At 57.8% G+C, this 26,414-nt stretch carries 23 protein-coding genes and 4 tRNA genes; 21 read left to right on the top strand and 6 right to left on the bottom strand.

Annotated elements, in window-relative coordinates; translation table 11 throughout:
• Positions 1-40: 40 nt before the first annotated feature.
• Together O9Z63_RS14275 and O9Z63_RS14270 are read right to left on the bottom strand one after the other, a co-directional pair.
• Entirely contained in the window at positions 41-916 is an 876-nt protein-coding gene (locus tag O9Z63_RS14275; protein ID WP_270125926.1) for an SDR family oxidoreductase, read from the bottom strand.
• A gap of 65 nt (positions 917-981) precedes the next feature.
• Positions 982-1,803, bottom strand: coding sequence for a T9SS type A sorting domain-containing protein (locus tag O9Z63_RS14270; protein WP_270125925.1), 822 nt, complete (start codon positions 1,801-1,803; stop codon positions 982-984).
• A gap of 104 nt (positions 1,804-1,907) precedes the next feature.
• Between O9Z63_RS14270 and O9Z63_RS14265 the strand changes: the two genes are divergently transcribed.
• The 7 genes from O9Z63_RS14265 to nadD all read left to right on the top strand — a co-directional run bounded on the left by O9Z63_RS14265 (position 1,908) and on the right by nadD (position 7,265).
• Positions 1,908-2,669, top strand: coding sequence for a glycosyltransferase family 2 protein (locus O9Z63_RS14265; protein WP_270125924.1), 762 nt, complete (start codon positions 1,908-1,910; stop codon positions 2,667-2,669).
• Positions 2,666-3,706, top strand: coding sequence for a glycosyltransferase family 9 protein (locus O9Z63_RS14260; protein ID WP_270125923.1), 1,041 nt, complete (start codon positions 2,666-2,668; stop codon positions 3,704-3,706). Before O9Z63_RS14265 ends, O9Z63_RS14260 begins: the two co-directional genes overlap by 4 nt.
• 34 nt (positions 3,707-3,740) lie before the next feature.
• Positions 3,741-5,033, top strand: coding sequence for an O-antigen ligase family protein (locus O9Z63_RS14255; RefSeq protein WP_270125922.1), 1,293 nt, complete (start codon positions 3,741-3,743; stop codon positions 5,031-5,033).
• A 76-nt stretch (positions 5,034-5,109) separates the two neighbouring features.
• Positions 5,110-5,760, top strand: a complete 651-nt coding sequence (locus tag O9Z63_RS14250; protein WP_270125921.1) for a sigma-70 family RNA polymerase sigma factor — start codon at positions 5,110-5,112, stop codon at positions 5,758-5,760.
• Positions 5,761-5,856: 96 nt separating this feature from the next.
• Entirely contained in the window at positions 5,857-6,075 is a 219-nt protein-coding gene (locus tag O9Z63_RS14245; protein ID WP_270125920.1) for a hypothetical protein, read from the top strand.
• Positions 6,076-6,084: 9 nt separating this feature from the next.
• Positions 6,085-6,669, top strand: coding sequence for a guanylate kinase (gene gmk / locus O9Z63_RS14240; RefSeq protein WP_044015989.1), 585 nt, complete (start codon positions 6,085-6,087; stop codon positions 6,667-6,669).
• Positions 6,666-7,265 (top strand): nicotinate (nicotinamide) nucleotide adenylyltransferase, encoded by a 600-nt coding sequence (nadD, locus tag O9Z63_RS14235; RefSeq protein WP_270125919.1) that lies wholly within the window; start codon positions 6,666-6,668, stop codon positions 7,263-7,265. Before gmk ends, nadD begins: the two co-directional genes overlap by 4 nt.
• A gap of 93 nt (positions 7,266-7,358) precedes the next feature.
• Here the strand turns inward: nadD and frr are convergent, their stop codons facing one another.
• The 3 genes from frr to O9Z63_RS14220 form a co-directional block, all read right to left on the bottom strand.
• Positions 7,359-7,922 (bottom strand): ribosome recycling factor, encoded by a 564-nt coding sequence (gene frr, locus O9Z63_RS14230; RefSeq protein ID WP_044015991.1) that lies wholly within the window; start codon positions 7,920-7,922, stop codon positions 7,359-7,361.
• A gap of 102 nt (positions 7,923-8,024) precedes the next feature.
• A complete protein-coding gene (gene pyrH, locus O9Z63_RS14225; protein ID WP_270125917.1) occupies positions 8,025-8,810 on the bottom strand; it encodes a UMP kinase in 786 nt (261 codons plus the stop codon).
• 76 nt (positions 8,811-8,886) lie between these two features.
• Positions 8,887-9,390 carry a biotin/lipoyl-containing protein gene (locus O9Z63_RS14220; RefSeq protein WP_044015995.1) on the bottom strand — a complete coding sequence of 168 codons (504 nt, stop codon included), beginning with the start codon at positions 9,388-9,390 and terminating at the stop codon, positions 8,887-8,889.
• A 290-nt stretch (positions 9,391-9,680) separates the two neighbouring features.
• On the opposite strand from O9Z63_RS14220, the gene O9Z63_RS14215 reads away from it, so the two are divergent.
• The gene (locus O9Z63_RS14215) at positions 9,681-12,080 is read left to right on the top strand and encodes a M1 family metallopeptidase (protein WP_270125916.1); all 2,400 of its coding nucleotides are present in this window, start codon (positions 9,681-9,683) and stop codon (positions 12,078-12,080) included.
• Here the strand turns inward: O9Z63_RS14215 and O9Z63_RS14210 are convergent.
• Entirely contained in the window at positions 12,062-12,352 is a 291-nt protein-coding gene (locus O9Z63_RS14210; RefSeq protein WP_270125914.1) for a hypothetical protein, read from the bottom strand. The two genes, O9Z63_RS14215 and O9Z63_RS14210, sit on opposite strands and share 19 nt — an antisense overlap.
• Between O9Z63_RS14210 and O9Z63_RS14205 the strand changes: the two genes are divergently transcribed.
• The 13 genes from O9Z63_RS14205 (at position 12,331) to rpoC (ending at position 26,330) form a co-directional block, all read left to right on the top strand.
• Positions 12,331-12,413, top strand: a tRNA-Tyr gene (locus O9Z63_RS14205). The genes O9Z63_RS14210 and O9Z63_RS14205 overlap by 22 nt on opposite strands.
• A gap of 72 nt (positions 12,414-12,485) precedes the next feature.
• Positions 12,486-12,558 (top strand) — tRNA-Gly (locus O9Z63_RS14200).
• Positions 12,559-12,646: 88 nt separating this feature from the next.
• A tRNA-Thr gene (locus O9Z63_RS14195) sits at positions 12,647-12,718 on the top strand.
• Positions 12,719-12,877: 159 nt separating this feature from the next.
• Positions 12,878-14,065, top strand: a complete 1,188-nt coding sequence (gene tuf / locus O9Z63_RS14190) for an elongation factor Tu (RefSeq protein WP_044015999.1) — start codon at positions 12,878-12,880, stop codon at positions 14,063-14,065.
• 127 nt (positions 14,066-14,192) lie between these two features.
• A tRNA-Trp gene (locus O9Z63_RS14185) sits at positions 14,193-14,263 on the top strand.
• A gap of 67 nt (positions 14,264-14,330) precedes the next feature.
• Positions 14,331-14,525, top strand: coding sequence for a preprotein translocase subunit SecE (secE, locus tag O9Z63_RS14180; RefSeq protein ID WP_044016001.1), 195 nt, complete (start codon positions 14,331-14,333; stop codon positions 14,523-14,525).
• Between the two features lie 12 nt (positions 14,526-14,537).
• Complete coding sequence (nusG, locus tag O9Z63_RS14175) at positions 14,538-15,104, top strand: transcription termination/antitermination protein NusG (protein ID WP_270125913.1); 567 nt, start codon at positions 14,538-14,540, stop codon at positions 15,102-15,104.
• 191 nt (positions 15,105-15,295) lie between these two features.
• On the top strand, positions 15,296-15,739 hold the full coding sequence (gene rplK, locus O9Z63_RS14170) for a 50S ribosomal protein L11 (RefSeq protein ID WP_022822113.1): 444 nt from the start codon (positions 15,296-15,298) through the stop codon (positions 15,737-15,739).
• Between the two features lie 18 nt (positions 15,740-15,757).
• Entirely contained in the window at positions 15,758-16,453 is a 696-nt protein-coding gene (rplA, locus tag O9Z63_RS14165) for a 50S ribosomal protein L1 (protein WP_044016005.1), read from the top strand.
• Between the two features lie 19 nt (positions 16,454-16,472).
• Positions 16,473-17,027, top strand: coding sequence for a 50S ribosomal protein L10 (rplJ, locus tag O9Z63_RS14160; RefSeq protein WP_044016007.1), 555 nt, complete (start codon positions 16,473-16,475; stop codon positions 17,025-17,027).
• A gap of 63 nt (positions 17,028-17,090) precedes the next feature.
• Entirely contained in the window at positions 17,091-17,468 is a 378-nt protein-coding gene (rplL, locus tag O9Z63_RS14155; protein ID WP_044016009.1) for a 50S ribosomal protein L7/L12, read from the top strand.
• Between the two features lie 288 nt (positions 17,469-17,756).
• Positions 17,757-21,632, top strand: a complete 3,876-nt coding sequence (gene rpoB / locus O9Z63_RS14150) for a DNA-directed RNA polymerase subunit beta (protein WP_270129274.1) — start codon at positions 17,757-17,759, stop codon at positions 21,630-21,632.
• A 345-nt stretch (positions 21,633-21,977) separates the two neighbouring features.
• Positions 21,978-26,330, top strand: coding sequence for a DNA-directed RNA polymerase subunit beta' (gene rpoC / locus O9Z63_RS14145; RefSeq protein WP_270125912.1), 4,353 nt, complete (start codon positions 21,978-21,980; stop codon positions 26,328-26,330).
• Positions 26,331-26,414: the final 84 nt, after the last annotated feature.

The following is a 26,414-nucleotide window of genomic DNA, read 5'->3' as shown; positions in this document are numbered from 1 at the left end:
CTACAGGAACTGGCCGTTTGCGTGTTTAGAAGAATGGGCGCTATTCTGCAAAGAACGGTTGCCCTACCATCTGCTCCGACTGCTGCCAGAGCTGCTGCACGTTTGCCGCGGTATTGAAGCCCGATTTCACGGGCTCCGGCTTTTTCTTGGCGAAGTAGCCGCCGCTGATGCTAGCTACCTCGGGTGAGGTGGCGAGGTAGATGCTGGTCTGGGCGCCGTCTTCGGAAGTTGTCATGAAGGGCGCGGCGGCCTTATAGAAGGCCCGCGTGAGCCACGTAGAGTTGCTGCCGAAGTTGCTGGCCACCACGCCCGGATGCAGGCTGTTGGTGGTGACGTTGGAGATGCCGCGCTGGCGCAGCTGCCGGGCCAGCTCCTGCGTGAACAGGATATTGAACAGCTTGGAATTGGCGTAGGCCCGCATGGGCGAGTAATTGCGGGTGGCATCGAGGTCGGCCAGATCAGGCTTGGCGAACTTGTGGGCCATGGACGCTACGTTTACGATGCGGGCGGCCGGGCTTTGGCGCAGCTTCGGCAGCAGCAGGCTGGTGAGCAGAAACGGGCCGAGGTGGTTGGTGGCCAGCGTCATTTCGTGGCCATTGACCGATTCCTCTCGCTCGGCCCCGAATACTAGGCCGGCGTTGTTCACCAGTACGTCCAGCCGGGCGTAGCGCTGGTTGAACTCCTCAGCCGCCCGCCGCACCTGGCCTAGGTCCGACAGGTCGCAGAGCAGCACGTCTACGCGGGTGCCGGGCTGGGCGGTCTGCTGCAGCTGCTGGCGGGTGCGGGCGGCTTTTTCGGCGTTGCGGGCCAGCAGTACCACGTGGTAGCCCTGCCGGACCAGCTCGCGGGCGGTTACTTCACCGATGCCCGACGTGGCACCCGTAACGAGGGCAATAGACTGCGATACTTCGCTCATATAGAAAAGGCTGAATGACCGAGCGGCTATACGCAGCGTGGGGAGCGAAGTTGAAGCCGTAGTGCCTAGTGGGCCACCAGCAGCCGAAGTGTAGCCGGCCGGGCCTTGCCGGCCTCAGTCACGCGCACTAGATAGGTGCCATTGGGCAAATCAGCTACCGGTAGAGCCAGTTGCGAAGACGCAGCCGTGTACGCCTGCAGCAGCTGGCCCTGTTCGTTGTAGAGCTGCACCTGCCGGGCGGCGGCTTCCCCGAAATTCACCGTAGCGGTGGTGCTGGCCGGGTTGGGGTAGAGGCTTATGGATTGGGCAGTACTGGTAGTATGTGCAGAAGCGGGGCCGGGTTTGGCAGCCGGCGCCGTGGCTATTCGGTACGTGGCAAAGCTGTCGACTTCGGCCGCATAGAAGGCACGGAGCTGCCGCCGGTCGAAACGCAGCCGCATACTGTCGCCGCTTAAGGCGCGGAACCGCACCAGCCCCGGCCAGCGGCCTTGCCGGGCATCCTGGCTCAGGTCCAGCATCTGATGGTAGCCGGTGCTCAGTCCCTGCACCTGCCCGCGCCGGATGCGCACGGCGTGCACCCAGTATCCAGAATCAGGCTGCTCTTCTACCAGGTAGTACAGCCCCCGAAACCGAAAGGCTCGGGCCGTAAACCAGTTTTCATCAGCAGAATCGCCCGCCAGTGCAAAACTTGTGAAGCCGGTGGCGGCATCGAACTGCAGGCGTAGCGCCAGGGTATCCTGCTCCCCCAGCAGCACCGGCGCCGGCCCCAGTACGCGGGCCAGGTTCACGGGCCGGGGTAGCGCAAAGACATCAAACTCAGTGGTAGGCGCCTCGCAGCCGGTCAGCAGCCCTAGTAATAACAGCAACAGAATCAATGGACGCATCATAACAGGTTACGGGATAGATGAATGGATACATTCTATACCGTGGCCTGCCCGCCGGTAACCCACGGCGGCTACCTCCACGGCAAAACCCCGATATTTGCCGGCCTATGCCTGCCGTTCCGCTCTCCATCGTCATCATCACCTTCAACGAAGAAGCTAACATCGGCCGCTGCCTGGAAGCCGTGCGCGGCCTCTCCGACGATGTAGTGGTGGTGGACAGCTTCTCCACCGACCGCACCGTGGCCATCTGCCAGCAGCTGGGGGCCCGCGTGGTGCAGCATGCCTTTGAAGGCTATGTGCAGCAAAAAAACTACGCCACCGCCCAAGCCCGCCACGACTATGTGCTGCAGCTCGACGCCGACGAAGTGCTGACCGAAGAGCTGCGCCAGAGCATCCGGCAGGCCACCGCCAACTGGCAGGGTGGGGGCTACACCCTGGCCCGCCTCACCAACTACTGCGGCAGCTGGGTGCGCCACGGCGGCTGGTACCCCGACCGTAAACTGCGCCTCTACGACCGGCGCCTAGGCCGCTGGGAAGGTTTATTGCTGCACGAGCGGTACGAAATGCAACCCGGGCAACCAATTTCGGCTCTGCAGGGCGACGCCCTGCACTATTCCTACACCTCCGTCGAGCAGCATGTGCAGCAGCTCAACCGGTTCACTAGCATTGCGGCCGATGAGCTGTGGCTGCGCGGCCGGCGCCGGGTCACGTTGTTTCATCTGCTGCTCAAGCCCTGGTGGAAGTTCGTGCACGGCTATTTTTTCCGGCTGGGCTTTCTGGATGGGTTTGCCGGCCTGAGCATTGCCGTTATTTCGGCCTGGGGCGTATTTCTGAAGTTTGCCAAGCTGAAAACCAAAGCCGCCGCATGAGCCGCACCTTCCTTGTTAGCCGTACCGATGCCATCGGCGACGTGGTGCTTACGCTGCCGGTAGCGGGCCGCCTGAAACAGCTGTATCCGGGCTGCCGGGTGCTGCTGCTGGGCCGCACCTACACCCAAGCCATAGCCGACGCCTGCCCTTGGCTCGACGGTTTCCTCAACCTCGATGAGCTACTGCAGCTGCCCGCCGCCGGCCAGGTAGCTGCCCTGCGCGCCACCGCCGCCGACACCATTCTGCACGTCTTCCCCAACAAAACGATAGCGCAGCTGGCCCGCAAAGCCGGCATCCGGCACCGCATCGGTACGCGCAGCCGCTGGTTTCACTGGCTCACCTGCAACCACCTAGTAGCCCTCAGCCGCCGCCACTCCCCGCTGCACGAGGCCCAGCTCAACCTGCAGCTGCTGCACGGTCTGGGAGCTTCTACTGCGCTCAGCCTGCCGGAAGTCGCACAATTAGTGCGGCTGCGGCCCGTTGTAGCGTTGCGGCCCACTCTGCAGAAGCTGCTGGCGGCCCGCCAACCCAGCCAGCTCAATGTTATCCTGCACCCGCGGAGCCGGGGCAGTGCCCGCGAGTGGGGGCTGGCGCACTTCGGCCAGCTGACCCGGCTATTGCACCAGACTGGGCACCGGGTTTTCATCACCGGCACGGCTGCCGAAGGCGAGGAGCTGCGCGAGTGGCTGCAGGAGCACCAGCCTTACCTCACGGCCGACCTCACCGGCCAGCTCCCGCTGCCCGAGTTTCTGGCCTTCATTGGCGCTGCCGATGGGCTGGTGGCAGGCAGCACCGGGCCCCTGCACCTAGCCGCAGCGCTGGGCCGGCACGCGTTGGGCCTGTACCCGCCCATCCGGCCGATGCACCCGGGCCGCTGGGCGCCGTTGGGGCCCTTAGCCGAATACGCCGTGTTCGACCGGCCCGACTGCCAGGACTGCCGCCAACAGCCCGCGGCCTGCACCTGCATCAAGGAGCTGGCTGCTGCCGAGGTGGCCGGCCGGATTCTTGCCTGGCAGCCGCTTATCTTGTCAAGCTGAGGGAGTGCCCTGCGCTCCGCTCATTTCATTGCTTATGCCTGTAACTTCCATTTTGCCCTTTTCCCTGCGCCAGCTCTACGCTGATGGTCGTTTGTCGCAATACCTGTTGCTGCTGGGAAGCCTGGCTGCTGTTACGGGGCTGTTTGCGTCGCGGGCCCTCGTAGCGCTTAGCTCGGTGGTGGGGGTGCTGGCCGTGCTGGCCCAGCCGCACCTGCGCCAGCAGTTGCGGGCCTGCACCCGCCTACAAACCGTCCTGGGCATGGCCCTGATGTACCTATTTTGGCTGCTAAGCGTGGTCTACACCTCCGAAACCGACATCTGGCGCCACGAGGTCTACCGCAAGCTGCCCTTGGTAGTCGTGCCGCTGGCCTTTGCCGTGGCCGTGCCCCTTAGTCTGCGGCAGCGGTTTGGGGTGGGCCTGCTGTTCGTGGGGCTGGGCACGCTGCTGGCGCTGGGTACGCTCGGCCGCTACCTGCTCGACCCGGAAGCGGCCAACTACGAAATCAGCATCGGCCACAACGTGCCGGCCATTACGGGCATCTTCCACATCCATTTCAGCATCATGCTGGCGCTGGCATTCTTTTTTGCGCTCCTGATGCGGCGCAGCGGGCTGGCGCTGCCCGTCGTGCGTAAGGCGCTGCTGGCGTGCTCGGCTATTCTGTTCGTGGTGATGCACGTGCTGGCATATCGGACCGGGCTGATGGTGCTCTACGGCATGCTGCTGCTCGATGTGGGCCTGCTGATTGCGCTGCAGCGCCGCTATGTGCTGGGCGCCTTATTGCTGTTGGCACTGGTGGGCGTGCCCCTAGCTACCTACTACACGCTGGAACCCATCCAGCAGCGCGTCAACGTCACCCTCGACGACCTCGCCCAGTACCGCACCGGCCGCGACATCAACGACTACTCCCTGGCCAAGCGCTTCGCTGCTTGGAAAACAGCCACCGTCATCATCGGCCAGCACCCGGTTGCGGGCGTGGCCCCCGCCGATGTGGACGCCGCCATGCTGGACCAGTACAGCTACCAGGACTACGGCCTGCTGCCCAAAAACTGGGTGATGACCCACAATCAATACTTGGAAGCGTTGGTAGGTGGCGGTATTATAGGCTTGGTGCTGTGGCTTTTCGTGCTATTCGGGCCATTTTTGCAACCTGCCATCCGCCAAAACGCGTACGTTGTACATTTCCTGCTGATGATGGGCATCGCCAATCTGGTCGATTCTCTGTTACAGATGCAGATCGGCTTCAGCCTGTTCGTGTTTCTCTACGGCTTTTTGGTTGTAGCCACCGAGCGGCAGGCCCGCAGTACGCTCCTGGCGCAAGCGGCTTGAGCGAGATAGGATAATCAGTACATTTGTTTACATGGCGGATTTTTTCACCCCCGCCGTACTTTGCCGCGCCCCCCTTATGAGCGACTCTCCCGAACGGGTTCCGAAGCTTAGTAAAGAAGAAAAAGACCGCCGGTTTCAGGCCGAATTAATGCCTGTAATCGACTCTCTGTACAATTTCGCGTTCCGTCTGACCCTCGACGAGGACGACGCCAACGACCTTGTGCAGGAGACCTATTTGAAGGCGTACCGCTTCTTCGAGTACTTCGAGCAGGGAACCAACGCCAAGGCATGGCTGTTTCGCATCCTGAAAAACTCGTTCATCAACGACTTCCGGAAGAAGAGTAAACAACCCGCCAAGGTCGACTACAGCGAAATTGAGGGCTACTACAATTCGGAAGACGTCGAGTCCGACAGCGACGCGGGTGGTACCTCGTCTGATATGCGGCAGCAAGCCGTGCGTGACCTCATCGGCGACGAAGTGGCCAGCGCACTCAACTCGCTGCCCGTGGATTTCCGCACCGTCATCATCCTCTGCGACCTGGAAGGGTTCACCTACGAGGAGATGGCCAAAGTGCTGGACATCCCTATCGGCACGGTCCGCTCCCGTTTGCACCGGGCCCGGAATTTTCTGAAGGACAAGCTTGAGAAGTACGCCCAATCGATGGGCTACGGTGCCGACTCCGGCAGTACGGAGGCAGAGCCGGAGGACGATACCGCCAATTACTAACCGCTAACCGCAACGGGTTGCACCATGGAAAACACCTCTACCCAATCCCCATCCTCCACCCAGCAGGCGTCCGCGCCCGTTGCTGACTGTGACCGTGTGAATACGATACTTGACCAGCTAGTTGTGGGCCAGCAGCCCACCGAAGCCGACGAGCAGTACATCGTGCACCACGCCGATGATTGCTCGCCCTGCTTCGATAGCATCGAAAAACAACGGGTGTTTATTGGGTTTCTCATGACCCATGTTGGCCGCAAAGGCGCCCCAAATTCGCTGCCGCAAACCATAATGTCTCGTTTGCAAACAGAAATGGCCTAATTTTGCCCGATGCAGGGTAAAATCATTGCCTTTTCAGCTCCTTCCGGAGCCGGCAAAACCACCATCGTCCACCGCCTGATGGCGGCCATTCCAGACCTGAGCTTTTCCATTTCGGCCTGCACGCGCGACAAGCGCGGCCGCACCGAAGCCAATGGAAAAGACTACCACTTCATCTCCGTCCAGGAATTCCAGGAGAAAATCCGCCACGACGAGTTCGTGGAGTGGGAGGAAGTGTATGAAGGCGCGTTCTATGGCACGCTGAAATCGGAGATTGAGCGCATCTGGGAAAGCGGCAAGCACGCCGTGCTGGATGTAGACGTGAAAGGCGGCTTGAGCATCAAGGAGTTTTACAAAGACCGTGCGCTGGCCGTCTTTGTCAAGCCTCCTTCCATCGAAGTACTGGAAGAGCGGTTGCGCCACCGCGCCACCGATTCGGCCTCCAGCATCTCCGCCCGGCTCTACAAAGCCAACTTTGAGCTGACGTTTGAGGACCGTTTTGACGTCACCGTCGTCAACGACGACCTCAACGAAGCCACCGCCCAGGCCGAAAAGCTGGTGCGCGACTTCATCACGGCCGAATCGGCTATCCTGTGAGTCTGAAAGCAGGCACCTCTGGCAAGATCGGGCTGCTGTTTGGCTCGTTCAACCCTATTCACGTCGGCCACCTGATTCTGGCGCAGCACATGGCCACGCATACCGATTTGTCGGCGGTGTGGCTGGTGGTGTCGCCGCAGAGCCCCTACAAGGTGGGCCAGGATCTGCTGCCGGAGCAGGACCGGCTGGCGCTGGCCCAAGCCGCCGTAGCCGACAACGACCTGCTGTCCGTCACGGATATTGAGCTGCGCCTGCCCAAGCCCAGCTACACCATCACCACCCTCGACGAAATCCGGCGGCTGCACCCCGGCCAGGAGTTTGTGCTGCTCATGGGCAGCGACAACCTGCTGGGGCTGGATGGCTGGCGCGACGCCGACCGTATCCGGCAGGAACTTGCCATTTACGTGTACCCACGCCCCGGCCACCCGGTAGAGGCAAGTGCCGTGGCTGGCTCAACTATCAAGGTGATGGAAGCGCCGCTGCTGGATATTTCGGCTACGTTTATCCGACAGAGTTTGCGACAGGGACAGTCCATCCGGTATCTGGTGCCCGATGCGGTGCAGCAACTGATTGCAGCGAAAGGCTACTGGCAGTAAAAGCTCATCATCAAAAAGGGAAGCCTCCCGTTCTGTCGCCACATTGGGCCAGCAGAACGGGAGGCTTCCCTTTTGATAAGCTACGGTACCGGATCAGATGGTCATGATTTCCGATTCCTTCTTGCTGGTCAGGCTGTCAATCTGCACGATGTAGCTGTCGGTGGCTTTCTGCACCTTAGCTTCGGCATCCTTGATGGCATCCTCGGCGGCGCCATCCTTCTGCAGCTTCCGCAACGACTCGTTCACGTCTTTGCGAATACCGCGGATGCGCACCTTGCCGCTTTCCGATTCCTGCTTCACCTGCTTCACCAGGTCGCGGCGACGCTCTTCCGTCATGGGCGGAATGTTCAGGCGCACGCCCTCAGCATCCGACTGCGGATTCAGGCCCAGGTCGCTGTTTTTGATGGCTTTCACCACCTCAGCAATGATGTTTTTCTCCCAGGGCTTGATGAACAGCGTACGCGCATCCGGCGTCGAGACGTTGGCCACCTGCGAAATAGGAGTGGGTGTGCCGTAATAATCTACGCGCAGCGAGTCGAGCATTGCCGGCGAGGCCTTGCCAGCCCGAATACGGCTGAGTTCCAGGCCGGTGTGCTGCAGCGACTTGGCCATCGATTCCTCGGCTTCGCTCAGGTAAAACTGAATTTCTTCGTCCATGTGTATGAGGGAATTAAGAATTGAGAAGTAAAACGTAAAAACGGCACGCGTGGCCAACGCAAAAGAGTGGGCTGAACGCGCCGGGCGTACTTTTTACTCCCGTTAAGCTTGTTCAGAAGGAGTGTCCAGAGAAGGCTGCAGGCCGCTGGTTTTGGTGTCGGCTTCCGTCGGGCGCGGGTGGTCCATCGTCACCAGCGTACCTACCGTTTCGCCCTCAATGAGGCGCTGCAGGTTGCCTTCCTTGTTCATATCGAAAACGATGATGGGCAGGTTGTTTTCCTTACAGAGCGTGAAGGCCGTCATGTCCATCACGTTCAGGTTTTTGGCCATCACCTCATCAAACGTGATGGTAGGGTAGCGGACAGCAGTGGGGTCTTTTTCCGGATCAGCGGTATAAATACCGTCTACGCGGGTGCCTTTCAGTACCACGTCTGCTTCAATTTCGATAGCCCGCAACGACGCGGCCGAGTCGGTGGTGAAGTACGGCGAGCCGATGCCGGCCCCGAAAATCACGACGCGGCCTTTCTCCAGGTGGCGCAAAGCCCGCCGCCGGATGTAGGGCTCGCACACCCGCTGAATGGTAACGCCCGAGAGCAGGCGCGTATTCACGTCGAGCTTTTCGAGGGCGCTCTGCAGGGCCATGGAGTTGATGACTGTGGCCAGCATGCCCATGTAGTCGCCCTGCACCCGATCGAGGCCGAATGCTTCGGCCTGCACCCCGCGGAAGATGTTGCCGCCGCCAATTACTACCGCTACCTGCGTGCCGGTGGCAGCTACTTTCTTGATTTCCTCGGCATACTGCATCAGCCGGGTGGCATCGATGCCGTATTGCTGTTGGCCCATCAGGGCTTCGCCGCTTAGCTTAAGCAGAATTCGGGTGTACTTCAACGTCGGAGGAATTAAGTGTAAAAACGATGTGAGGTGCGCCCGGCCAGCGGGCGCAAAACCCGGAGCCCAGCGCCGGCTAGCTGAACTGAATCAGGACCTGTCCTTTGGTTACGTTGTCGCGCAGGCCAATCTTGATGGCCCCTACGGTGCCGTCGCCGGGGGCTTTCAGGATGTTCTCCATCTTCATGGCCTCCAGTACCAGCAGCGGGTCGCCTTTCTGCACCTGCTGCCCCGGCGCCACCCGGATATCGACAATCAGGCCCGGCATGGGCGCTTTCAGCTCGTTCACCTTGCTGGCGGCGGCATTGCTCATGCCCAGCTTGTCAAGGAGCAGGTCGAACCGGTCTTTGGCGCTCACCTCCACCAACTGCCCGTTGAGCTTAAGCTGAAACGACTTGGTGGCGTAATCGGCGCTGACCACTTCGGCTACGTACGAGCGGCCCTCGTGCAACACGTGGAAGCGGCCCGGTTCTAGCTCCACCAGATCCCAGGCAAACGGCTGGCCGTCTAGGGTGATGGCGCCGGTGGCACGATAGTCTACGGCCCAAGTTTGGGTGGGGCTGGTGCTAACCTGTAGCATAGGGAAGGGGGAGGAGGGGGGCGGAAATGGGCTTAAAGATAGGCCAAATCTCAAATAATTTCGGAACTTGAGGACCCATATACCTATCGCATCAACGCATGAAATATTCGGTTCTCAGCATTCTGGGACTGGTCCTTGCGTGTCAGTTTCAAGCTCCTGCACAGGTTGTTAAGGTCACGAAGCCCGCAGGCAGCAAAGCAGCCACGCACAAGAAATCCGAATCGACTCCGGCCCCTGAAGCGGCACCGTCTATTCTTGTAGTACCCTCGTGGCTGCCTCCTACCAACCCGGTGCAGCCCGCCGCCACTATCCTCCACGACCTGCTCGATACCAAGCTCGACGTCCGTTTTGACTGGGCCAAACAATGGCTGCTGGGTACGGCCACACTTACCGTAAAGCCTCATTTCTACCCCCAAACCCAGCTCGTGCTGGATGCCAAAGGCTTCGATATAAAAAGTGTGAAGCTGGTGAATGGTGGGAAAGAGAAGAACCTGACCTATACCTACGACAAGAAGAAGCTCACCATTACGCTGGACCGGACGTATGCGCGTACCGAGCCCTGCCAGGTGCGGATTCAGTACGTGGCCAAACCCAACGAGCTGGAAGTGGGCGGCAGCGCCGCCATCACCCAGGACAAAGGCCTGTACTTCATCAATCCTTTGGGTACCGACAAAACCAAACCGCGCCAGCTCTGGACCCAGGGCGAGACGGAAGGCAATTCCTGCTGGTTTCCGACCATCGACCGGCCCAACCAGCGCATGACGCAGGAAATCAGCCTCACGGTAGAATCGGGGCTGAAAACCCTCTCCAATGGCCTGCTGATTTCCTCACGCAAAAACAATGATGGTACCCGCACCGACACTTGGAAGCAGAGCCTGGCGCACGCGCCTTACCTCGCCATGCTGGCCGTGGGCGACTTTGCCGTCATCAGCGACACCTGGCGGGGCAAGCCGGTAGACTATTACGTCGATCCGAAGTTCAGCAACACCGCCCGGGCCGTGTTCGGCAACACGCCTCAGATGCTGGATTACTTCTCCAAAAAGCTGGGAGTCGACTTCCCGTGGGAGAAGTACACCCAGGTAGCCGTGCACGATTTTGTGTCGGGCGCGATGGAAAACACCACGGCCGTCACGTTCGAGCAAAGCCTGGTGCAGTTTGCGCCGCGGGAGTTGGCCGATGTCGGCTACGATGCCGAGTCTACGGTGGCGCACGAGTTGTTTCACCACTGGTTCGGCGACTATGTAACCACCGAGTCGTGGGCCAACCTGCCACTCAACGAGTCCTTCGCCGACTATTCGGAACTGCTTTGGGCCGAGCACAAGTACGGCGCCGATGCAGCCGGCCTGGTGCAGCAGGAGAAGCTAAACCGCTACCTCGAAGAAGCCCAGAGCAAGCGCGAGCCGCTGATCCGCTACCGCTACGCCAAGCAGGAAGACATGTTCGACCGGCACTCCTACGACAAGGGTGGCCGCGTCCTGCACATGCTGCGTAATTATGTAGGCGACGACGCCTTCTTTGCGTCGTTGAACCGCTACCTCACCCAGAATAAATTTTCCAGCTCCGAAATAGCCAAGCTGCGCATCGCCTTCGAGGAAACCACCGGTGAGGACCTCATGTGGTTCTTCGACCAGTGGTTTATGCAGCGCGGCCATCCTGAGCTGAAAGTGACGCACAGCTTTGCCAATGGGCAAGTGAGCATGCGCGTGCAGCAGCTGCAGGATTCCACCTTCACGCCTATTTACCGGCTGCCCGTCACGGTTACGGTGTGGGCCAACAACCAGCCCACCGACCACCGCATCACCGTCACTAAAGCCGACCAGACGTTCCGGCTGCCTTCCTCCCAACGCCCCAGCCTGGTGAAATTCGACAGCCAGGCGCAGCTATTGGCTGAAATTGAAGAGGAGCGCACCCAGGACGAGCTGATGTACCAGTACACCCACGCTAAAAGCTACCTGCAGCGCTACGAGGCCGTCACGCAGCTGAAGGTTAAGAGTGCCGAACTGCCGGTTAGCACCCTGCTGCGCAGCGCCCTCAACGACCCCTTCTGGGCCGTGCGCCAGGCGGCCGTACAGGCGCTACGCCGCTACAAAGGCCCCGAAGGCAATGCCGTACGCCAGGATCTGCAGCAGGTAGCCATGAAAGACAAAAGCAGCCAGGTCCGCGCTACCGCCCTTAATGCGTTAGCCTCTTTCTCCAACGAAAACTATTCCAGCGCCTTCCTGACGGCCCTCAACGACAGTTCGTACAAAGTAGTCAGTGCCGGCATCCAGGCCCTGGCCAAGACGCCAACTGCCGACTCGCAGGAGAAGGTGGCAGCCATGCAGGAAAGCCAGAATGCAGAAGTCCTGACATCCATTGCCACGTATTATTCGCTCAACGGCAGCAGCACCGAGCAGTACCAGTGGTTCATGCGGCGCCTGCCCGACGTCAGCGACGCCGACCTCTACCGCAGCTACCTGCCCGACTTTGCCACCTTCATGCTCCGTATGCCTCCCATCGAGCGGGAGAAGGGTATTCAGCGCCTCGAAAGCCTCGCCCGCACTGCGCCCAGCACCTTTGTGCGGTTGGGTGCCTACCGGGGGCTGAGCATTCTGGCCTCCAGTATGCCCACCCTCAAGGCCACGCTACAGGACATCCGGAGCAAAGAGAAAGACGAGCAGGTGAAGGCCTACTACGCCATGATGCAGTAGCCACCGAAAAAAAACGTGAAAATTTCTTCAGCTAGTGTGGCTGCCTGTTTCACAAAAGCAATCAGCAGGTTAGAGCCGGATTTGCCCGGATTTTCAGCGGCGGGCAGAAAAAATATTAAACGATTTTTGGGGCAGCGCTTGACTTGCATCAGAAAGCCCCTAATTTTGCAACTCAATTCGACACAGTAGCCAGCCAAGGCAGAAAGGTTGAAGCGAAAATTTCTTCGTAAACGACGAGGAAATAACAATCGGGGGGGTTCCAGAGCGGCCAAATGGGACAGACTGTAACTCTGTTAGCGTAAGCTTTCGAAGGTTCGAATCCTTCTCCCCCCACGATTGCTGAATAGAGAAACCCGGAAGACAACAAGCTTATTGGCCGCTTACGGGTTTCTTTATTTACACTACGCGGGAGTAGCTCAGCTGGTAGAGCGGCAGCCTTCCAAGCTGCAGGTCGCGGGTTCGAACCTCGTCTCCCGCTCAACATTCGCAGAGCTGCGGAAAACAGATACAGCCGCAACGGCGATTGTACTTCTCCCGTCGTATCTTTGTTTCGAATTACAGTATTAGCCGTTTTAGCTCAGTGGTAGAGCACTTCCTTGGTAAGGAAGAGGTCATGGGTTCAAATCCCATAAATGGCTCACATTATACCGGCGGTGCAGCGCGGCTGCTCTGTTTGGGCCAGTCTGAAAAGAAAAGCGACGTGCAGTCCCCACTAAGCGGAGCTGCGTTTCGCTTTCTTTCAGTATAAGCAAGTCGCGTTTTCCTCCTCACAACACAGTTCTTTAATCTCACTTACAATGGCCAAAGAAAATTTTGATCGTTCCAAGCCGCACGTGAACATCGGTACGATCGGGCACGTCGACCACGGCAAAACCACCCTGACCGCTGCTATCACCATGGTACTGGCGAACAAAGGTTTGGCCGCCAAGCGTGACTTCTCGTCGATCGACAACGCTCCCGAAGAAAAAGAGCGTGGTATCACGATCAACACCTCGCACGTAGAATACGCTACCGAAAACCGTCACTACGCTCACGTTGACTGCCCCGGTCACGCTGACTATGTGAAGAACATGGTAACGGGTGCTGCCCAGATGGACGGTGCTATCCTCGTGGTAGCTGCTACTGACGGCCCAATGCCTCAGACGCGTGAGCACATCCTGCTCGCTCGCCAGGTAGGTGTTCCTCAGTTGGTAGTGTTCATGAACAAAGTGGACATGGTGGATGACCCCGAGCTCCTCGAGCTGGTGGAAATGGAAATCCGTGAGCTGCTTTCGTTCTACGACTTCGACGGCGACAACATTCCAGTTATTCAGGGCTCGGCTCTGGGTGGCCTGAACGGCGACGCTACTTGGGTTCCCAAGATCGAAGAGCTGATGGCTGCTGTAGATAGCTACATTCCAATCCCAGCTCGTCTGACCGACCTGCCCTTCCTGATGCCAGTAGAGGACGTATTCTCTATCACGGGTCGTGGTACGGTAGCAACCGGCCGTATCGAGCGTGGTATCATCAACTCGGGTGAGCAAGTTGAAATCCTCGGTATGGGTGCTGAGAACCTCAAGTCGACCGTAACGGGCGTTGAGATGTTCCGCAAAATCCTTGACCGTGGTGAAGCTGGCGACAACGTAGGTCTGCTGCTCCGTGGTATTGAGAAAGAAGCCATCCGTCGTGGTATGGTTATCTGCAAGCCAGGTTCGGTTAAGCCCCACACCAAGTTCAAAGCTGAGGTGTACGTGCTGTCGAAAGAGGAAGGTGGCCGTCACACGCCGTTCTTCAACAACTACCGTCCTCAGTTCTATTTCCGCACCACCGACGTAACCGGCATCATCACGCTGGGCGAAGGCGTAGAAATGGTAATGCCCGGCGACAACGTAACTATCTCGGTTGAGCTGATCAACTCGGTAGCTATGGAAAAAGGCCTGCGTTTCGCTATCCGTGAGGGTGGTCGTACGGTAGGTGCCGGTCAGGTAACCGAAATCACCGAGTAGTTTTCCCTAGATTTTAGGAAATCAATGCAATCCGCCTCTGATTTTTTCAGAGGCGGATTTGTTTTGTAAAGAGAGTTCCATACATTTGCAGTCCCAATCCAGTAGCAAGCTGGTGACGGACGCATACACGGGCGTAGTTCAAGGGTAGAATAGAGGTCTCCAAAACCTTTGATGGGAGTTCGAATCTCTCCGCCCGTGCATTGAATACAGGTTGCTAGGTCCGCAGCCTGCGAGTAATCAGAAGCCACTAACCAGGCGACGAGCAATGGACAAGAAACCGAATTACTTCCGCGACACCGTCGAGGAGATGCGCTACAAGGTAACGTGGCCTTCCTTCGAGGAACTCCAGAAGAGCGCTGGCCTAGTGCTCATCGGTTCGCTGGTATTCGCTGCTGTTGTTGGGTTGATGGACGTGGCTTTTAAAACTGGTCTGGAAGCGTTTTACAACTCATTCCGTTAATCGGCAGCGAAGATGGGAGAGTTGAAATGGTATGTGGTCCGCTCGGTGAGCGGACAGGAGAAAAAGGCCAAGACCTATCTCGAAACGGAAATTGGCCGGCACGGTCTTTCTGATCTGGTACCTCAGGTACTGATTCCGGCCGAGAAGGTGTATGAGATGCGCAACGGTAAGAAGCGCGTACGGGAGCGGAATCTGTATCCCGGCTACATCATCATCCACGCCGATCTGTCGCACGGTGAAGTTGACCACATTATTACCAGCACGCCTGGTGTATTGGGTTTCCTGAGCGACAAAGAAGGCAAGGCTGCCAACCAGAACACCAAGCCAATTCCGCTGCGTCTGTCGGAGGTAAACAATATCCTCGGCATTGTAGACGAAGCAGAAGAGCAGACGGCCACACTCGAAACGCCATTCTTAGTAAACGAGCTGGTGAAAATCGTCGACGGTGGTTTCGCCGGCATGCTTGGTACTGTTTCGGAAGTTTTCGAAGAGCGTAAGAAGCTCAACGTAATCGTGAAAATATTCGGCCGTAGCACGCCCATGGAGCTGAGCTACACGCAGGTCGAAAAAGAGTCATAGTAGATAGAGCGAACTTGAGCTAGGGACAGTTGGATGCCACGCCTCTGACTGTCTCTAGCTCAAGTTTCACCTACTGCCAAGCAAACGTCATCGGTTATCCGCTCCGGACCGGTGGTGCTTCCACTTCGGAGCAATCAAAAAACTGAGGGCAATGCGTGTTACGATGCAGCGCCCGAAGCCTTACAAACCAAATGGCCAAGGAAATTAGAGGTTATCTGAAGCTTCAGATAAAGGGAGGCGCCGCAAACCCTGCGCCGCCGGTTGGACCTGCACTTGGTAGCAAAGGCCTTAACATCATGGAATTCTGCAAGCAGTTCAATGCTCGCACCCAGGATAAGGCCGGCCAAGTTTGTCCTGTACTCATCACCATGTACACCGACAAGTCGTTTGACTTCGTTGTGAAGACCCCTCCGGTGCCGGTTCTCCTGATGGAGGCTGCCAAGCTCCAGAGCGGTTCGAAAGAGCCTAACCGTAACAAGGTAGGTTCCGTGTCGTGGGACCAGGTGCGCACCATCGCTGAAACGAAGATGCCAGACCTGAATGCTTTCAAAGTGGAGTCGGCAATGCTGCAAGTAGCCGGTACGGCTCGCAGCATGGGCATCACTGTGTCGGGCACTTCTCCTTTCGCTGAATAATCTAACGACGGAGTAGACATGGCACAAGTAAGCAAAAAGCGCAAGGAAGCCCTTGCTAAGCATGACCTGACCGAAGTTCGGAATCTGGTAGAAGCGGCCAAAGTGGTAAAGGACATCACCTATACCAAATTTGACGCCTCGGTAGATATCGACGTTCGTCTGGGCGTGGATCCCCGCAAAGCCGATCAAATGGTACGTGGCGTAGCTACGCTGCCCCACGGTACCGGCAAAACCGTTCGTGTTCTGGCCCTCGTTACGCCCGACAAAGAAGCCGAAGCTACTGCAGCTGGTGCTGACTACGTTGGTCTGGACGACTATATCGCCAAGATCGAAAAAGGCTGGACTGACATCGACGTTATCATCACCATGCCGGCCGTAATGGCTAAAGTGGGTCGTCTGGGCCGCGTGCTCGGTCCCCGTGGCCTGATGCCTAACCCGAAGTCGGGTACGGTAACGACGGACGTAGCCAAAGCGGTGCAGGAAGTGAAAGCTGGTAAAATCGACTTCAAAGTTGACAAAACCGGTATCATTCACTGCTCGGTTGGTAAAGTGTCGTTCGATGACCAGAAGCTGGCTGAAAACGCCATCGAAGTAATTCAGACTCTGATTCGTCTGAAGCCTTCTTCGGCTAAAGGCACGTACATCAAGAGCATCACGCTCTCGAGCACGATGTCGCCTGCTGTTCCGGTTGACACGTCGGTAACTTCCGCATAATTTAAATCAACACGACGATATGATCCGGGAAGAAAAACAAGCCCTCGTCGACGAGTTGAGCGAGAAGTTCCAATCGCACAACGCGTTCTACATTGCCGATGCTTCGGGAATGTCGGTGGCGAAAATCAACGAATTCCGTCGCCTGTGCTTCAACCGCGGCCTGGAGTTCAAAGTCTACAAGAACACGTTCATCCGCAAGGCACTCGACACCCTCGGTGGCGACACGTCGGAGATGGACGCGGCGTTGGTTGGCCAGTCGGGCATCCTGTTCTCGAAAGAGTCGGGTAACGCTCCTGCCAAACTGCTGCAAGACTTCTACAAGGCGCAGAACTACGGCAAGAACGTAGAGCCTAAGCCCGCCTTCAAAGGTGCCTACATTGATGCTGGTGTGTACGTTGGCGCTAGCCAACTGAGCACGCTGAGCACGCTGAAAGGCAAAAACGAGCTTATCGGTGACGTTATCGGTCTGCTCCAGTCGCCTGCCAAGAATGTTATTTCTGCTCTGTCGAGCGGCGGCAACAAACTGGCTGGTATCCTCAAAACGCTTTCCGAAAAAGAAGAGGTTGCAGGCTAACCGCTGCTCATCTTTTTCAACTTCAATTTCCTCCAACAACCCCCTTTTTAACAATCTACAGAAATGGCAGATTTGAAAGCATTCGCCGAGCAGCTCGTTAGCCTGACGGTAAAAGAAGTAAACGAACTGGCTACCATCCTGAAGGACGAGTACGGCATCGAGCCCGCTGCTGCTGCTCCCGTAATGATGGCCGGTGGTGGCGCTGCCGCTGCTGACGCTCCTGAGGAGAAAACCACGTTCGACGTGATCCTGAAAGCTGCCGGTGGCCAGAAACTGGCTGTTGTGAAGCTGGTGAAAGACCTGACCGGTCTGGGCCTGAAAGAAGCCAAAGAACTGGTTGACGGCGCTCCTAAGCCACTGAAAGAAGGTGTTGCTAAGGATGAAGCTGAGTCGCTGAAGAAGCAACTGGAAGAAGCCGGCGCTGAAGTAGAAGTTAAGTAATTTCTGCTGCCTGCTCTTAAAACCAGCAAATATGGAGAGGCCTGGCAACTAAGCCAGGTCTTTTCCTGTTTGTAGGCAACAAACTAGCCGGAAGTTCGTTTGCACGCCGCTTTGCGGCTTTTCGTGCCTACGGACGCCACAAGCGCAAGGTTCTGCTTTGCGCTTTCGTGCGCCCGCAACTTTTGAAATTTTTCAAGGCCACTGCCCTGTGGTGGCCCTGTACCGGATTCTCCCAGTGTCCATTTCCTAACCCCACATACATTGGCTACACCGAAAGCACAGTCAGGTCTGCAAAAGCTGCAAGCTGCTGACGAGCGGATCAACTTCGCCAAGATTAAAAAGGTTATTGAGTATCCGGATTTCCTGGACGTGCAGGTTCGCTCGTTCATGGATTTCTTCCAGTTGGAAACGGCTGCCGAGAACCGTACCGATGAGGGTCTGTTCAAAGTATTCGCCGAAAACTTTCCGATTTCGGACTCGCGCGAAAACTTCGTGCTGACCTTCCTCGATTACCACGTTGACCCGCCCAAGTACTCGGTTGACGAGTGCATTGACCGCGGCCTCACGTACTCGGTTCCGCTGAAAGCCAAGTTGCGCTTGGTCTGCAATGACTCGGACAACGAGGATTTCGAAACGATTGAGCAGGAAGTGTTCCTAGGGAACATTCCCTACATGACCGAAAAGGGCTCGTTCGTTATCAACGGCGCTGAGCGCGTTATCGTATCGCAGCTGCACCGTTCGCCGGGCGTATTCTTCGCTCAGAGCAAGCACACGAACGGTACCAAGCTGTACTCGGCCCGGATCATCCCGTTTAAAGGCTCGTGGATTGAGTTTGCCACGGACGTGAACAACGTGATGTACGCGTACATCGACCGGAAGAAGAAATTCCCGGTTACGACGCTGCTGCGCGCCATCGGCTACGGCACCGACAAAGACATTCTCGACCTGTTCGGGCTGTCGGAGGAAGTGAAGGCCGATAAAAAGAATCTCAAGAAAGCCGTCGGCCGCAAGCTTGCCGCCCGGGTGCTCCGCACCTGGACGGAAGACTTCGTGGACGAGGACACCGGGGAGGTGGTTTCCATCGACCGGAACGAGGTACTGTTGGAGCGCGACTCTACTATCGAGGAGGAGGACATTGACACGATCCTGAACGCCGGGGCCAAGTCGGTGATTCTGCACCGCGAGAACGTAAACATTGCCGACTACGCAATCATTTACAACACGCTGCAGAAGGACAACTCCAACTCGGAGAAAGAAGCCGTGGAGCAAATCTATCGTCAGCTCCGGAACACGGAGGCTCCCGACGAAGAGACGGCCCGCGACATCATCCAAAAGCTATTCTTCTCGGATAAGCGCTACGACCTCGGGGACGTAGGCCGCTACCGTATCAATAAGAAACTGGGTATTGACACTGGTTGGGACGCCCGCGTACTGACCAATGAGGACATCGTCCTCATCGTGAAATACCTGATCGGTCTGATCAACTCGAAGGCCATTGTCGATGACATTGACCACTTGAGCAACCGCCGCGTGCGCACCGTGGGCGAGCAGCTCTATGCCCAGTTCGGCGTGGGCCTGGCCCGCATGGCGCGTACCATCAAGGAGCGCATGAACGTGCGTGACAACGAGGACTTCAAGCCGGTTGATCTGATCAACGCCCGGACGCTGTCGTCGGTTATCAACTCGTTCTTCGGCACCAACCAGCTGTCGCAGTTCATGGACCAGACCAACCCACTGGCCGAGGTGACGCACAAGCGTCGCGTATCGGCACTGGGGCCGGGAGGTCTGTCGCGCGAGCGGGCTGGCTTCGAAGTACGTGACGTTCACTACACGCACTACGGCCGCCTCTGCACCATCGAAACGCCAGAAGGCCCGAACATCGGTCTGATTTCGTCGCTGTGTGTGCACGCCCGGGTTAACTCGATGGGCTTCATCGAGACGCCTTACCGTACGGTAGAGAACGGCAAGGTGGATACTACCGAGCACGTGAAGTACCTGACCGCTGAGGAAGAAGACACCCACCACATCGCGCAGGCCAACGCCCGGATCGACGACGAAGGCAACTTCATCAACGACTTGGTAAAAGGCCGTTTCGAGGGTGACTTCCCCGTGGTTGGTCCGGACGAGTACAGCTACATGGACGTAGCCCCGAACCAGATTGTATCGGTAGCTGCTTCACTGATTCCGTTCCTGGAGCACGACGATGCTAACCGGGCACTGATGGGCTCGAACATGCAGCGCCAGGCAGTTCCGCTGCTGAAAGCCGAGGCTCCGATTGTGGGCACCGGTCTGGAAGGCCGCGTAGCTACCGACTCGCGCACGCTGGTAGTAGCTGAAGGCAACGGCGTAATCGACTACGTAGATGCCAACCGCATCGTCGTGAAATACGACCTGACGGAAGACGACATCCTCGTGAGCTTCGACGCTGAGAAGATTTCCTACGACCTGATCAAATTCCGTCGTACCAACCAGGACACCTGCATCAACCTGACGCCGCTCGTGAAGAACGGTGAGCGGGTGGTGAAAGGCCAGGTGCTGTGCGAAGGCTACGGCACCAACAAAGGTGAGCTGGCTCTGGGCAGGAACATGCAGGTGGCGTTCATGCCGTGGCAGGGCTACAACTTCGAGGATGCTATTGTCATCTCGGAGAAAGTAGTGCGCGACGACATCTTCACCTCGATTCACATTGAGGAGTTTGAGCTGGAAGTGCGCGAAACCAAGCGCGGCGAAGAAGAGCTGACCTCGGAGATTCCGAACGTAAGCGAAGAAGCCGTGCGCAACCTCGACGACAACGGTATCATCCGTCTGGGCGCTGAGGTGCGGGAAGGCGACATCCTGATCGGTAAGATTACGCCAAAGGGCGAAACCGACCCGACTCCGGAAGAGAAGCTGCTCCGCGCCATCTTCGGCGACAAAGCCGGCGACGTGAAGGATGCCTCCCTTAAGGCGCCACCGTCCCTGCAGGGTGTGGTTATCGGTACTAAGCTGTTCTCGCGTCCGAAAAAAGACAAAAACCTGCGGGCCAAGTCGAAGAAGGAAGTGGAAGAGCTGAAGGACTCGTACGCCAAGGAGCTCCGCGGCATCAAGTCCATTATGATTGAGAAGCTGATTCAGCTCCTGGAAGGCAAAACCTCCCAGGGTATCAAGCATAAGTTCGGCGACGAAATCCTGACCAAGGGTGTGAAATTCGGGAAGAAGAACATCACGGAAGCGCTGTTCCCCGAGAAGAACCCCTATAAGGACGAGAGCAACTACGCCGTGCCCGAGGAGGTGAACATGTTCAAAGACCTCGTGCTGGAAGGCTGGACTGCCGATGCCCGTGTGAACACCATGGTAGCGCAGCTGGTGAAAAACTACGCCAAGAAGCGCAACACCATCACGGCCCGCTTCAAGCGTGACCGGTTTACGCTGGAGGTTGGCGACGAGCTGCCCGCCGGTATCGTACAGCTGGCCAAAGTGTACATCGCCAAGAAGCGCAAGCTGAAGGTGGGTGACAAGATGGCTGGTCGTCACGGTAACAAAGGGGTAGTAGCCCGCATCGTGCGCGATGAGGACATGCCTTTCCTGCCCGACGGCACTCCGATGGACATCGTGCTCAACCCGCTGGGTGTACCAAGCCGGATGAACATCGGTCAGATTTACGAGACGGTACTGGGCTGGGCCGGCCTGAAGCTGGGCCGCACCTACGCTACCCCGATTTTCGACGGTGCTACCGAAGAGGAAGTATCGAAGGAACTGACGGAAGCCGGGCTGCCGACCTTCGGCCGCGCGTACCTGCACGACGGCCTCACCGGCCAGCGTTTCGACCAGCCGGTAACAGTGGGTGTTATCTACATGCTGAAACTGGGTCACCTGGTGGATGACAAGATGCACGCCCGTTCTATCGGACCGTACTCGCTCATCACGCAGCAGCCGCTGGGTGGTAAAGCCCAGTTCGGTGGTCAGCGCTTCGGTGAGATGGAAGTGTGGGCACTGGAGGCCTTCGGTGCTTCCAACGTGCTGCAGGAAATCCTCACCGTGAAGTCGGATGACGTGGTAGGCCGCGCCAAAGCGTACGAAGCCATTGTAAAAGGCGACGTGCTGCCCAAGCCGAATATCCCTGAGTCGTTCAACGTACTCATCCATGAGCTACGTGGTCTGGCCCTGGAAATCACGCTTGACTAAGGTTTGACAATAGTGGCTGCTGGTACGCACGTATCGGCAGCCACTTTTCAAGTCTTGCTTATAGAGAGTACCCGCGGTTCGGGCAACCGATAACAGCCGCTGCCGGCGTCGTTCCGAGATATGGTCAGAACGGCATCAACCTCCGGCGGCAACTGGCCGCAACCCTGACTCAGCCTGCTGAGTCGCCCGATTACCAGACCTGGCGAAGAACTACTGCGCGGCGTACCTATCCGACCCGCAGAGCACTTTTCGCAGAGTCGAACTGTTACGTTCTTTCCGACCCCTCTTAAGATGGGCGGAACCAACGGACAGAAAAAAGCCACCAGCTAACAACAGCTACCCTACATGGCGTTTGCAAAAAACAAGAAACTGGTACAGGACTTCTCGAAAGTCACCATTTCGCTGGCCTCGCCCGAATCCATCCTGGAGCGGTCGAACGGTGAGGTTGTGAAACCCGAGACGATCAACTACCGGACGTACAAGCCCGAGATGGGCGGCCTGTTTTGCGAGCGGATTTTCGGTCCCGTGAAGGACTGGGAATGCCACTGCGGCAAATACAAGCGGATTCGCTACAAAGGCATCATCTGCGACCGTTGCGGCGTGGAGGTGACCGAGAAGAAAGTACGCCGGGAGCGGATGGGCCACATCGAACTGGTGGTGCCCGTTGCGCACATCTGGTACTTCAAGTCCCTGCCCAATAAAATCGGCTACCTGCTGGGCCTGCCCACCAAGAAGCTCGACCAAATCATCTATTACGAGCGGTACGTAGTTGTACAGCCTGGCGTATTAGGCGACGAAGGCGTGCAGCAGCTCGACTTCCTCACCGAAGACGAATACCTCGACATCATCGACAAGCTCCCCCGGGAGAACCAGATGCTGCCGAACGAGGACCCCAACAAGTTCATCGCCCGCATGGGTGCCGATGCCCTGCATCTCCTGTTGGAGCGCATCAACCTGGACGAACTGAGCTACTCGCTGCGTGACTCTGCCGCTCACGAGACTTCGCAGCAGCGTAAGGCTGAAGCGTTGAAGCGTCTGCGCGTAGTGGAAGCGTTCCGCGACGCCTCGACCCGCATCGAGAACAAGCCTGAGTGGATGGTTATCCGCATGGTGCCGGTGATTCCACCGGAACTGCGCCCGCTCGTTCCACTGGACGGTGGCCGTTTCGCTACCTCCGACCTGAACGACCTGTACCGTCGCGTCATCATCCGCAACAACCGCCTCAAGCGCCTGATCGAAATCAAGGCTCCCGAGGTGATTCTGCGGAACGAAAAGCGCATGTTGCAGGAAGCTGTGGATTCGCTGTTCGACAACTCGCGTAAGGTGAATGCCGTGCGCGCTGAAGGCAACCGCGCCCTGAAGTCGCTGTCCGACATGCTGAAAGGCAAGCAGGGCCGCTTCCGTCAGAACCTGCTCGGTAAGCGTGTCGACTACTCGGGTCGTTCGGTAATCGTGGTAGGTCCTGAACTGAAGCTGCACGAGTGCGGTCTGCCCAAGAACATGGCGGCCGAACTGTTCAAGCCGTTCATCATCCGCAAGCTCATCGAGCGTGGCATCGTGAAGACGGTGAAATCGGCTAAGAAGATTGTGGACCGCAAGGACGCCGTCGTATGGGATATCCTGGAGAACGTGCTGAAAGGCCACCCAGTGCTCCTGAACCGGGCTCCTACGCTTCACCGTCTGGGTATCCAGGCGTTCCAGCCGCGCCTCATCGAGGGCAAGGCTATCCAGCTGCACCCGCTCGTTTGTACGGCCTTCAACGCTGACTTTGACGGTGACCAGATGGCTGTGCACGTTCCCCTGGGACCGGCCGCTATCCTGGAAGCCTCCATGCTCATGCTGGCGTCGCACAACATCCTGAACCCAGCCAACGGCGCCCCGATTGCGGTACCGTCGCAGGACATGGTTCTGGGTCTGTACTACGTAACCAAAGGCAAGCGCAGCACCGACGACGAGAAGATCCAGGGCGAAGGCCGCATCTTCTACTCCGACGAAGAGGTGGTGATTGCCATCAACGAAGGTCAGCTGTCGAAGCACGCCTACATCAAAGTGCGCACGCAGGTTCGCGACGAGGACGATAACCTCGTAACGAAGATCATCGAGACGGTAGCCGGCCGCGTGCTGTTCAACCAGCTCGTACCAACCGAAGTAGGTTTCGTGGATGAGCTGCTGACCAAGAAAAAGCTGCAGCAGATCATTTCGATGGTGTTCAAGCGGACCGGTATGGCCCGCACCGCACAGTTCCTCGACGACATCAAGACGCTGGGCTTCCAGTCGGCTTACAAAGGTGGTCTGTCGATGGGTCTGGGCGACATCCAGATTCCGAAAGAGAAGGATGCCCTGGTTCTGCAAGCGCAGAACGACGTGAAGGCCGTTACTCAGAACTACCAGATGGGTCTGATTACCGACAACGAGCGTTACAACCAGGTTATCGACATCTGGACCCGCATCAACAACCAAATCACTGAAACCCTCATGGGTCGTCTTGAAAAAGAAGATCAGGGCTTCAACTCGATTTACATGATGATGCACTCCGGTGCCCGTGGTTCGCGCGAGCAGATTCGTCAGCTCGGCGGTATGCGGGGTCTGATGGCGAAGCCGCAGAAGTCGCTGCAGGGTTCGGTAGGCGAGATTATCGAAAACCCGATTCTGTCGAACTTCAAAGAAGGCCTCGATGTAATCGAGTACTTCATCTCGACCCACGGTGCCCGTAAGGGTCTGGCCGACACCGCTCTGAAGACGGCTGACGCCGGCTACCTGACGCGTCGTCTGGTAGACGTATCGCAGGACGTAATCGTAAACGAAAACGACTGCGGCACGCTGCGTGGCATCGAAACCTTCGCGTTGAAAGACAACGAGGACGTGGTAGAGCCGCTGGCCGAGCGTATCCTGGGCCGCGTAGCTGTTCACGACATCGTGGATCCGCTGACCGACGAAGTAATTCTGACGGCCGGTACGGAAATCACCGAGGACATCACCCGTCGTATCGATGCTACTAGCATCGAGTCGGTGGAAATTCGTTCGGTACTGACCTGCGAAAGCAAGCGTGGTATCTGCGCTAAGTGCTACGGCCGCAACCTGTCGTCGGGCCGCATGGTGCAGAAAGGCGAGGCTGTTGGCGTAATTGCTGCGCAGTCCATCGGCGAGCCTGGTACCCAGCTCACGCTGCGTACCTTCCACGTAGGTGGTACGGCTTCCAACATTGCCGTTGAAGCCAGCCTGAAAGCCAAGTTTGCCGGCGTAATCGAGTTCGAAGACATCCGCACCGTGGAAACCGCCAACGCCGACGGCGAGATGGTGAAAGTGGTAATGGGTCGTTCGGGCGAGATTCGCATCGTGGAGAAAGGCACCGGCAAGGTGTTCATCTCCAACCACGTTCCGTACGGCTCGTTCCTGCTCGTGGACGAAGGCCAGGAGGTGGAGAAAGGCGCCGAGCTGAACAACTGGGACCCCTACAACGCCGTTATTCTGGCCGAGTTTGATGGCACCATTCAGTACGATGCCATCACCGAGGGTATCACCTACCGCGAGGAGTCGGACGAACAGACCGGTCACCGCGAGAAAGTGATTATCGAATCGAAGGCCAAGGATCAGAACCCGGCCATCATCGTTCGTCCCGGCAAAAAAGGGGATGTGGAAGGCCAGAAAGCATACAGCATTCCGGTAGGCTCCCACCTCAACGTCGAGAACGGCGAGAAAATCAAGGCTGGTCAGATTCTGGCCAAGATTCCGCGTGCCGTGGGCAAAACCCGCGACATCACCGGTGGTCTGCCCCGTGTTACGGAGCTCTTCGAAGCCCGTAACCCCTCGAACCCAGCTGTAGTAGCTGAAATCGACGGCGTGGTAACCTACGGTACGGTGAAGCGTGGTAACCGCGAAATCTTCGTGGAGTCGAAAGACGGTGTTAAGAAGAAGTACATGGTGCCGCTGTCCAAGCACATTCTGGTGCAGGACAACGACTTCATCCGCGCCGGCTCGCCGCTGTCGGATGGGGCCATCACGCCTTCCGACATCCTGAGCATTCAGGGCCCTGGCGCCGTGCAGGAATACCTCGTGAACGAGATTCAGGAAGTATACCGCCTGCAGGGTGTGAAAATCAACGATAAGCACATCGAGGTGGTCGTCCGCCAGATGATGCAGAAAGTTGTGATTCTCGACGCCGGCGACACGACGTTCCTGGAGCACCAGGTTATCGACAAAATCGTGTTCATGGAGGAAAACGATACCATCATCGACATGAAGGTGGTAACGAACTCCGGCGACTCGACCAACCTGAAGCCCGGCCAGATTGTAACGGCTCGTCGCCTGCGCGACGAGAACAGCAGCCTGCGCCGCCGCGACCTGGCCCTGGTGGAAGTGCGCGACGCACAGCCTTCGGTATCCCGTCCAACGCTGCAGGGTATCACCCAGGCGTCGCTGGGCACCCAGTCGTTCATCTCGGCCGCTTCCTTCCAGGAGACGACCAAGGTGCTGTCGGAAGCCGCCATCCGTGGCAAGGCCGACGAACTGCTGGGCCTGAAGGAGAACGTAATCGTAGGTCACCTCATTCCGGCCGGTACCGGTCTGCGCGAATACACGCGTCAGATCGTGGGCTCGAAAGAGGAGCTGGAGGCCCAACAGGCCGCCAAAGCCGACGAGACGCCTGCGCCTACCAAGCGCCCCGCCCGTGCCTCGCGCCGCGAGTCCGTTTCGGAGTAAGCTTGTAGTTGCTTAAGTAAGAGAAGCCGGCCGGAGAAATCTGGCCGGCTTTTTCTTTTTCGGTAGTTTTAACCATTCGGCCCA

Source organism: Hymenobacter yonginensis, assembly GCF_027625995.1.
Lineage (GTDB): Bacteria > Bacteroidota > Bacteroidia > Cytophagales > Hymenobacteraceae > Hymenobacter > Hymenobacter yonginensis.
Note: the sequence above shows the minus strand (reverse complement) of the source record. Positions and strands in the feature narration are given on the sequence as shown.

Excerpts from the sequence above, each read along its gene's own strand:
- rpoC (WP_270125912.1), top strand. The coding sequence starts at position 21,978 with ATGGCGTTTGCAAAAAACAAGAAACTGGTACAGGACTTCTCGAAAGTC.
- tuf (WP_044015999.1), top strand. The coding sequence starts at position 12,878 with ATGGCCAAAGAAAATTTTGATCGTTCCAAGCCGCACGTGAACATCGGT.
- O9Z63_RS14220 (WP_044015995.1), bottom strand. The coding sequence starts at position 9,390 with ATGCTACAGGTTAGCACCAGCCCCACCCAAACTTGGGCCGTAGACTAT.
- O9Z63_RS14260 (WP_270125923.1), top strand. The coding sequence starts at position 2,666 with ATGAGCCGCACCTTCCTTGTTAGCCGTACCGATGCCATCGGCGACGTG.
- rplK (WP_022822113.1), top strand. The coding sequence starts at position 15,296 with ATGGCCAAGGAAATTAGAGGTTATCTGAAGCTTCAGATAAAGGGAGGC.
- rplL (WP_044016009.1), top strand. The coding sequence starts at position 17,091 with ATGGCAGATTTGAAAGCATTCGCCGAGCAGCTCGTTAGCCTGACGGTA.
- rplA (WP_044016005.1), top strand. The coding sequence starts at position 15,758 with ATGGCACAAGTAAGCAAAAAGCGCAAGGAAGCCCTTGCTAAGCATGAC.
- O9Z63_RS14270 (WP_270125925.1), bottom strand. The coding sequence starts at position 1,803 with ATGATGCGTCCATTGATTCTGTTGCTGTTATTACTAGGGCTGCTGACC.
- O9Z63_RS14250 (WP_270125921.1), top strand. The coding sequence starts at position 5,110 with ATGAGCGACTCTCCCGAACGGGTTCCGAAGCTTAGTAAAGAAGAAAAA.
- O9Z63_RS14255 (WP_270125922.1), top strand. The coding sequence starts at position 3,741 with ATGCCTGTAACTTCCATTTTGCCCTTTTCCCTGCGCCAGCTCTACGCT.
- gmk (WP_044015989.1), top strand. The coding sequence starts at position 6,085 with ATGCAGGGTAAAATCATTGCCTTTTCAGCTCCTTCCGGAGCCGGCAAA.
- rplJ (WP_044016007.1), top strand. The coding sequence starts at position 16,473 with ATGATCCGGGAAGAAAAACAAGCCCTCGTCGACGAGTTGAGCGAGAAG.
- O9Z63_RS14265 (WP_270125924.1), top strand. The coding sequence starts at position 1,908 with ATGCCTGCCGTTCCGCTCTCCATCGTCATCATCACCTTCAACGAAGAA.
- secE (WP_044016001.1), top strand. The coding sequence starts at position 14,331 with ATGGACAAGAAACCGAATTACTTCCGCGACACCGTCGAGGAGATGCGC.
- nusG (WP_270125913.1), top strand. The coding sequence starts at position 14,538 with ATGGGAGAGTTGAAATGGTATGTGGTCCGCTCGGTGAGCGGACAGGAG.
- frr (WP_044015991.1), bottom strand. The coding sequence starts at position 7,922 with ATGGACGAAGAAATTCAGTTTTACCTGAGCGAAGCCGAGGAATCGATG.
- O9Z63_RS14275 (WP_270125926.1), bottom strand. The coding sequence starts at position 916 with ATGAGCGAAGTATCGCAGTCTATTGCCCTCGTTACGGGTGCCACGTCG.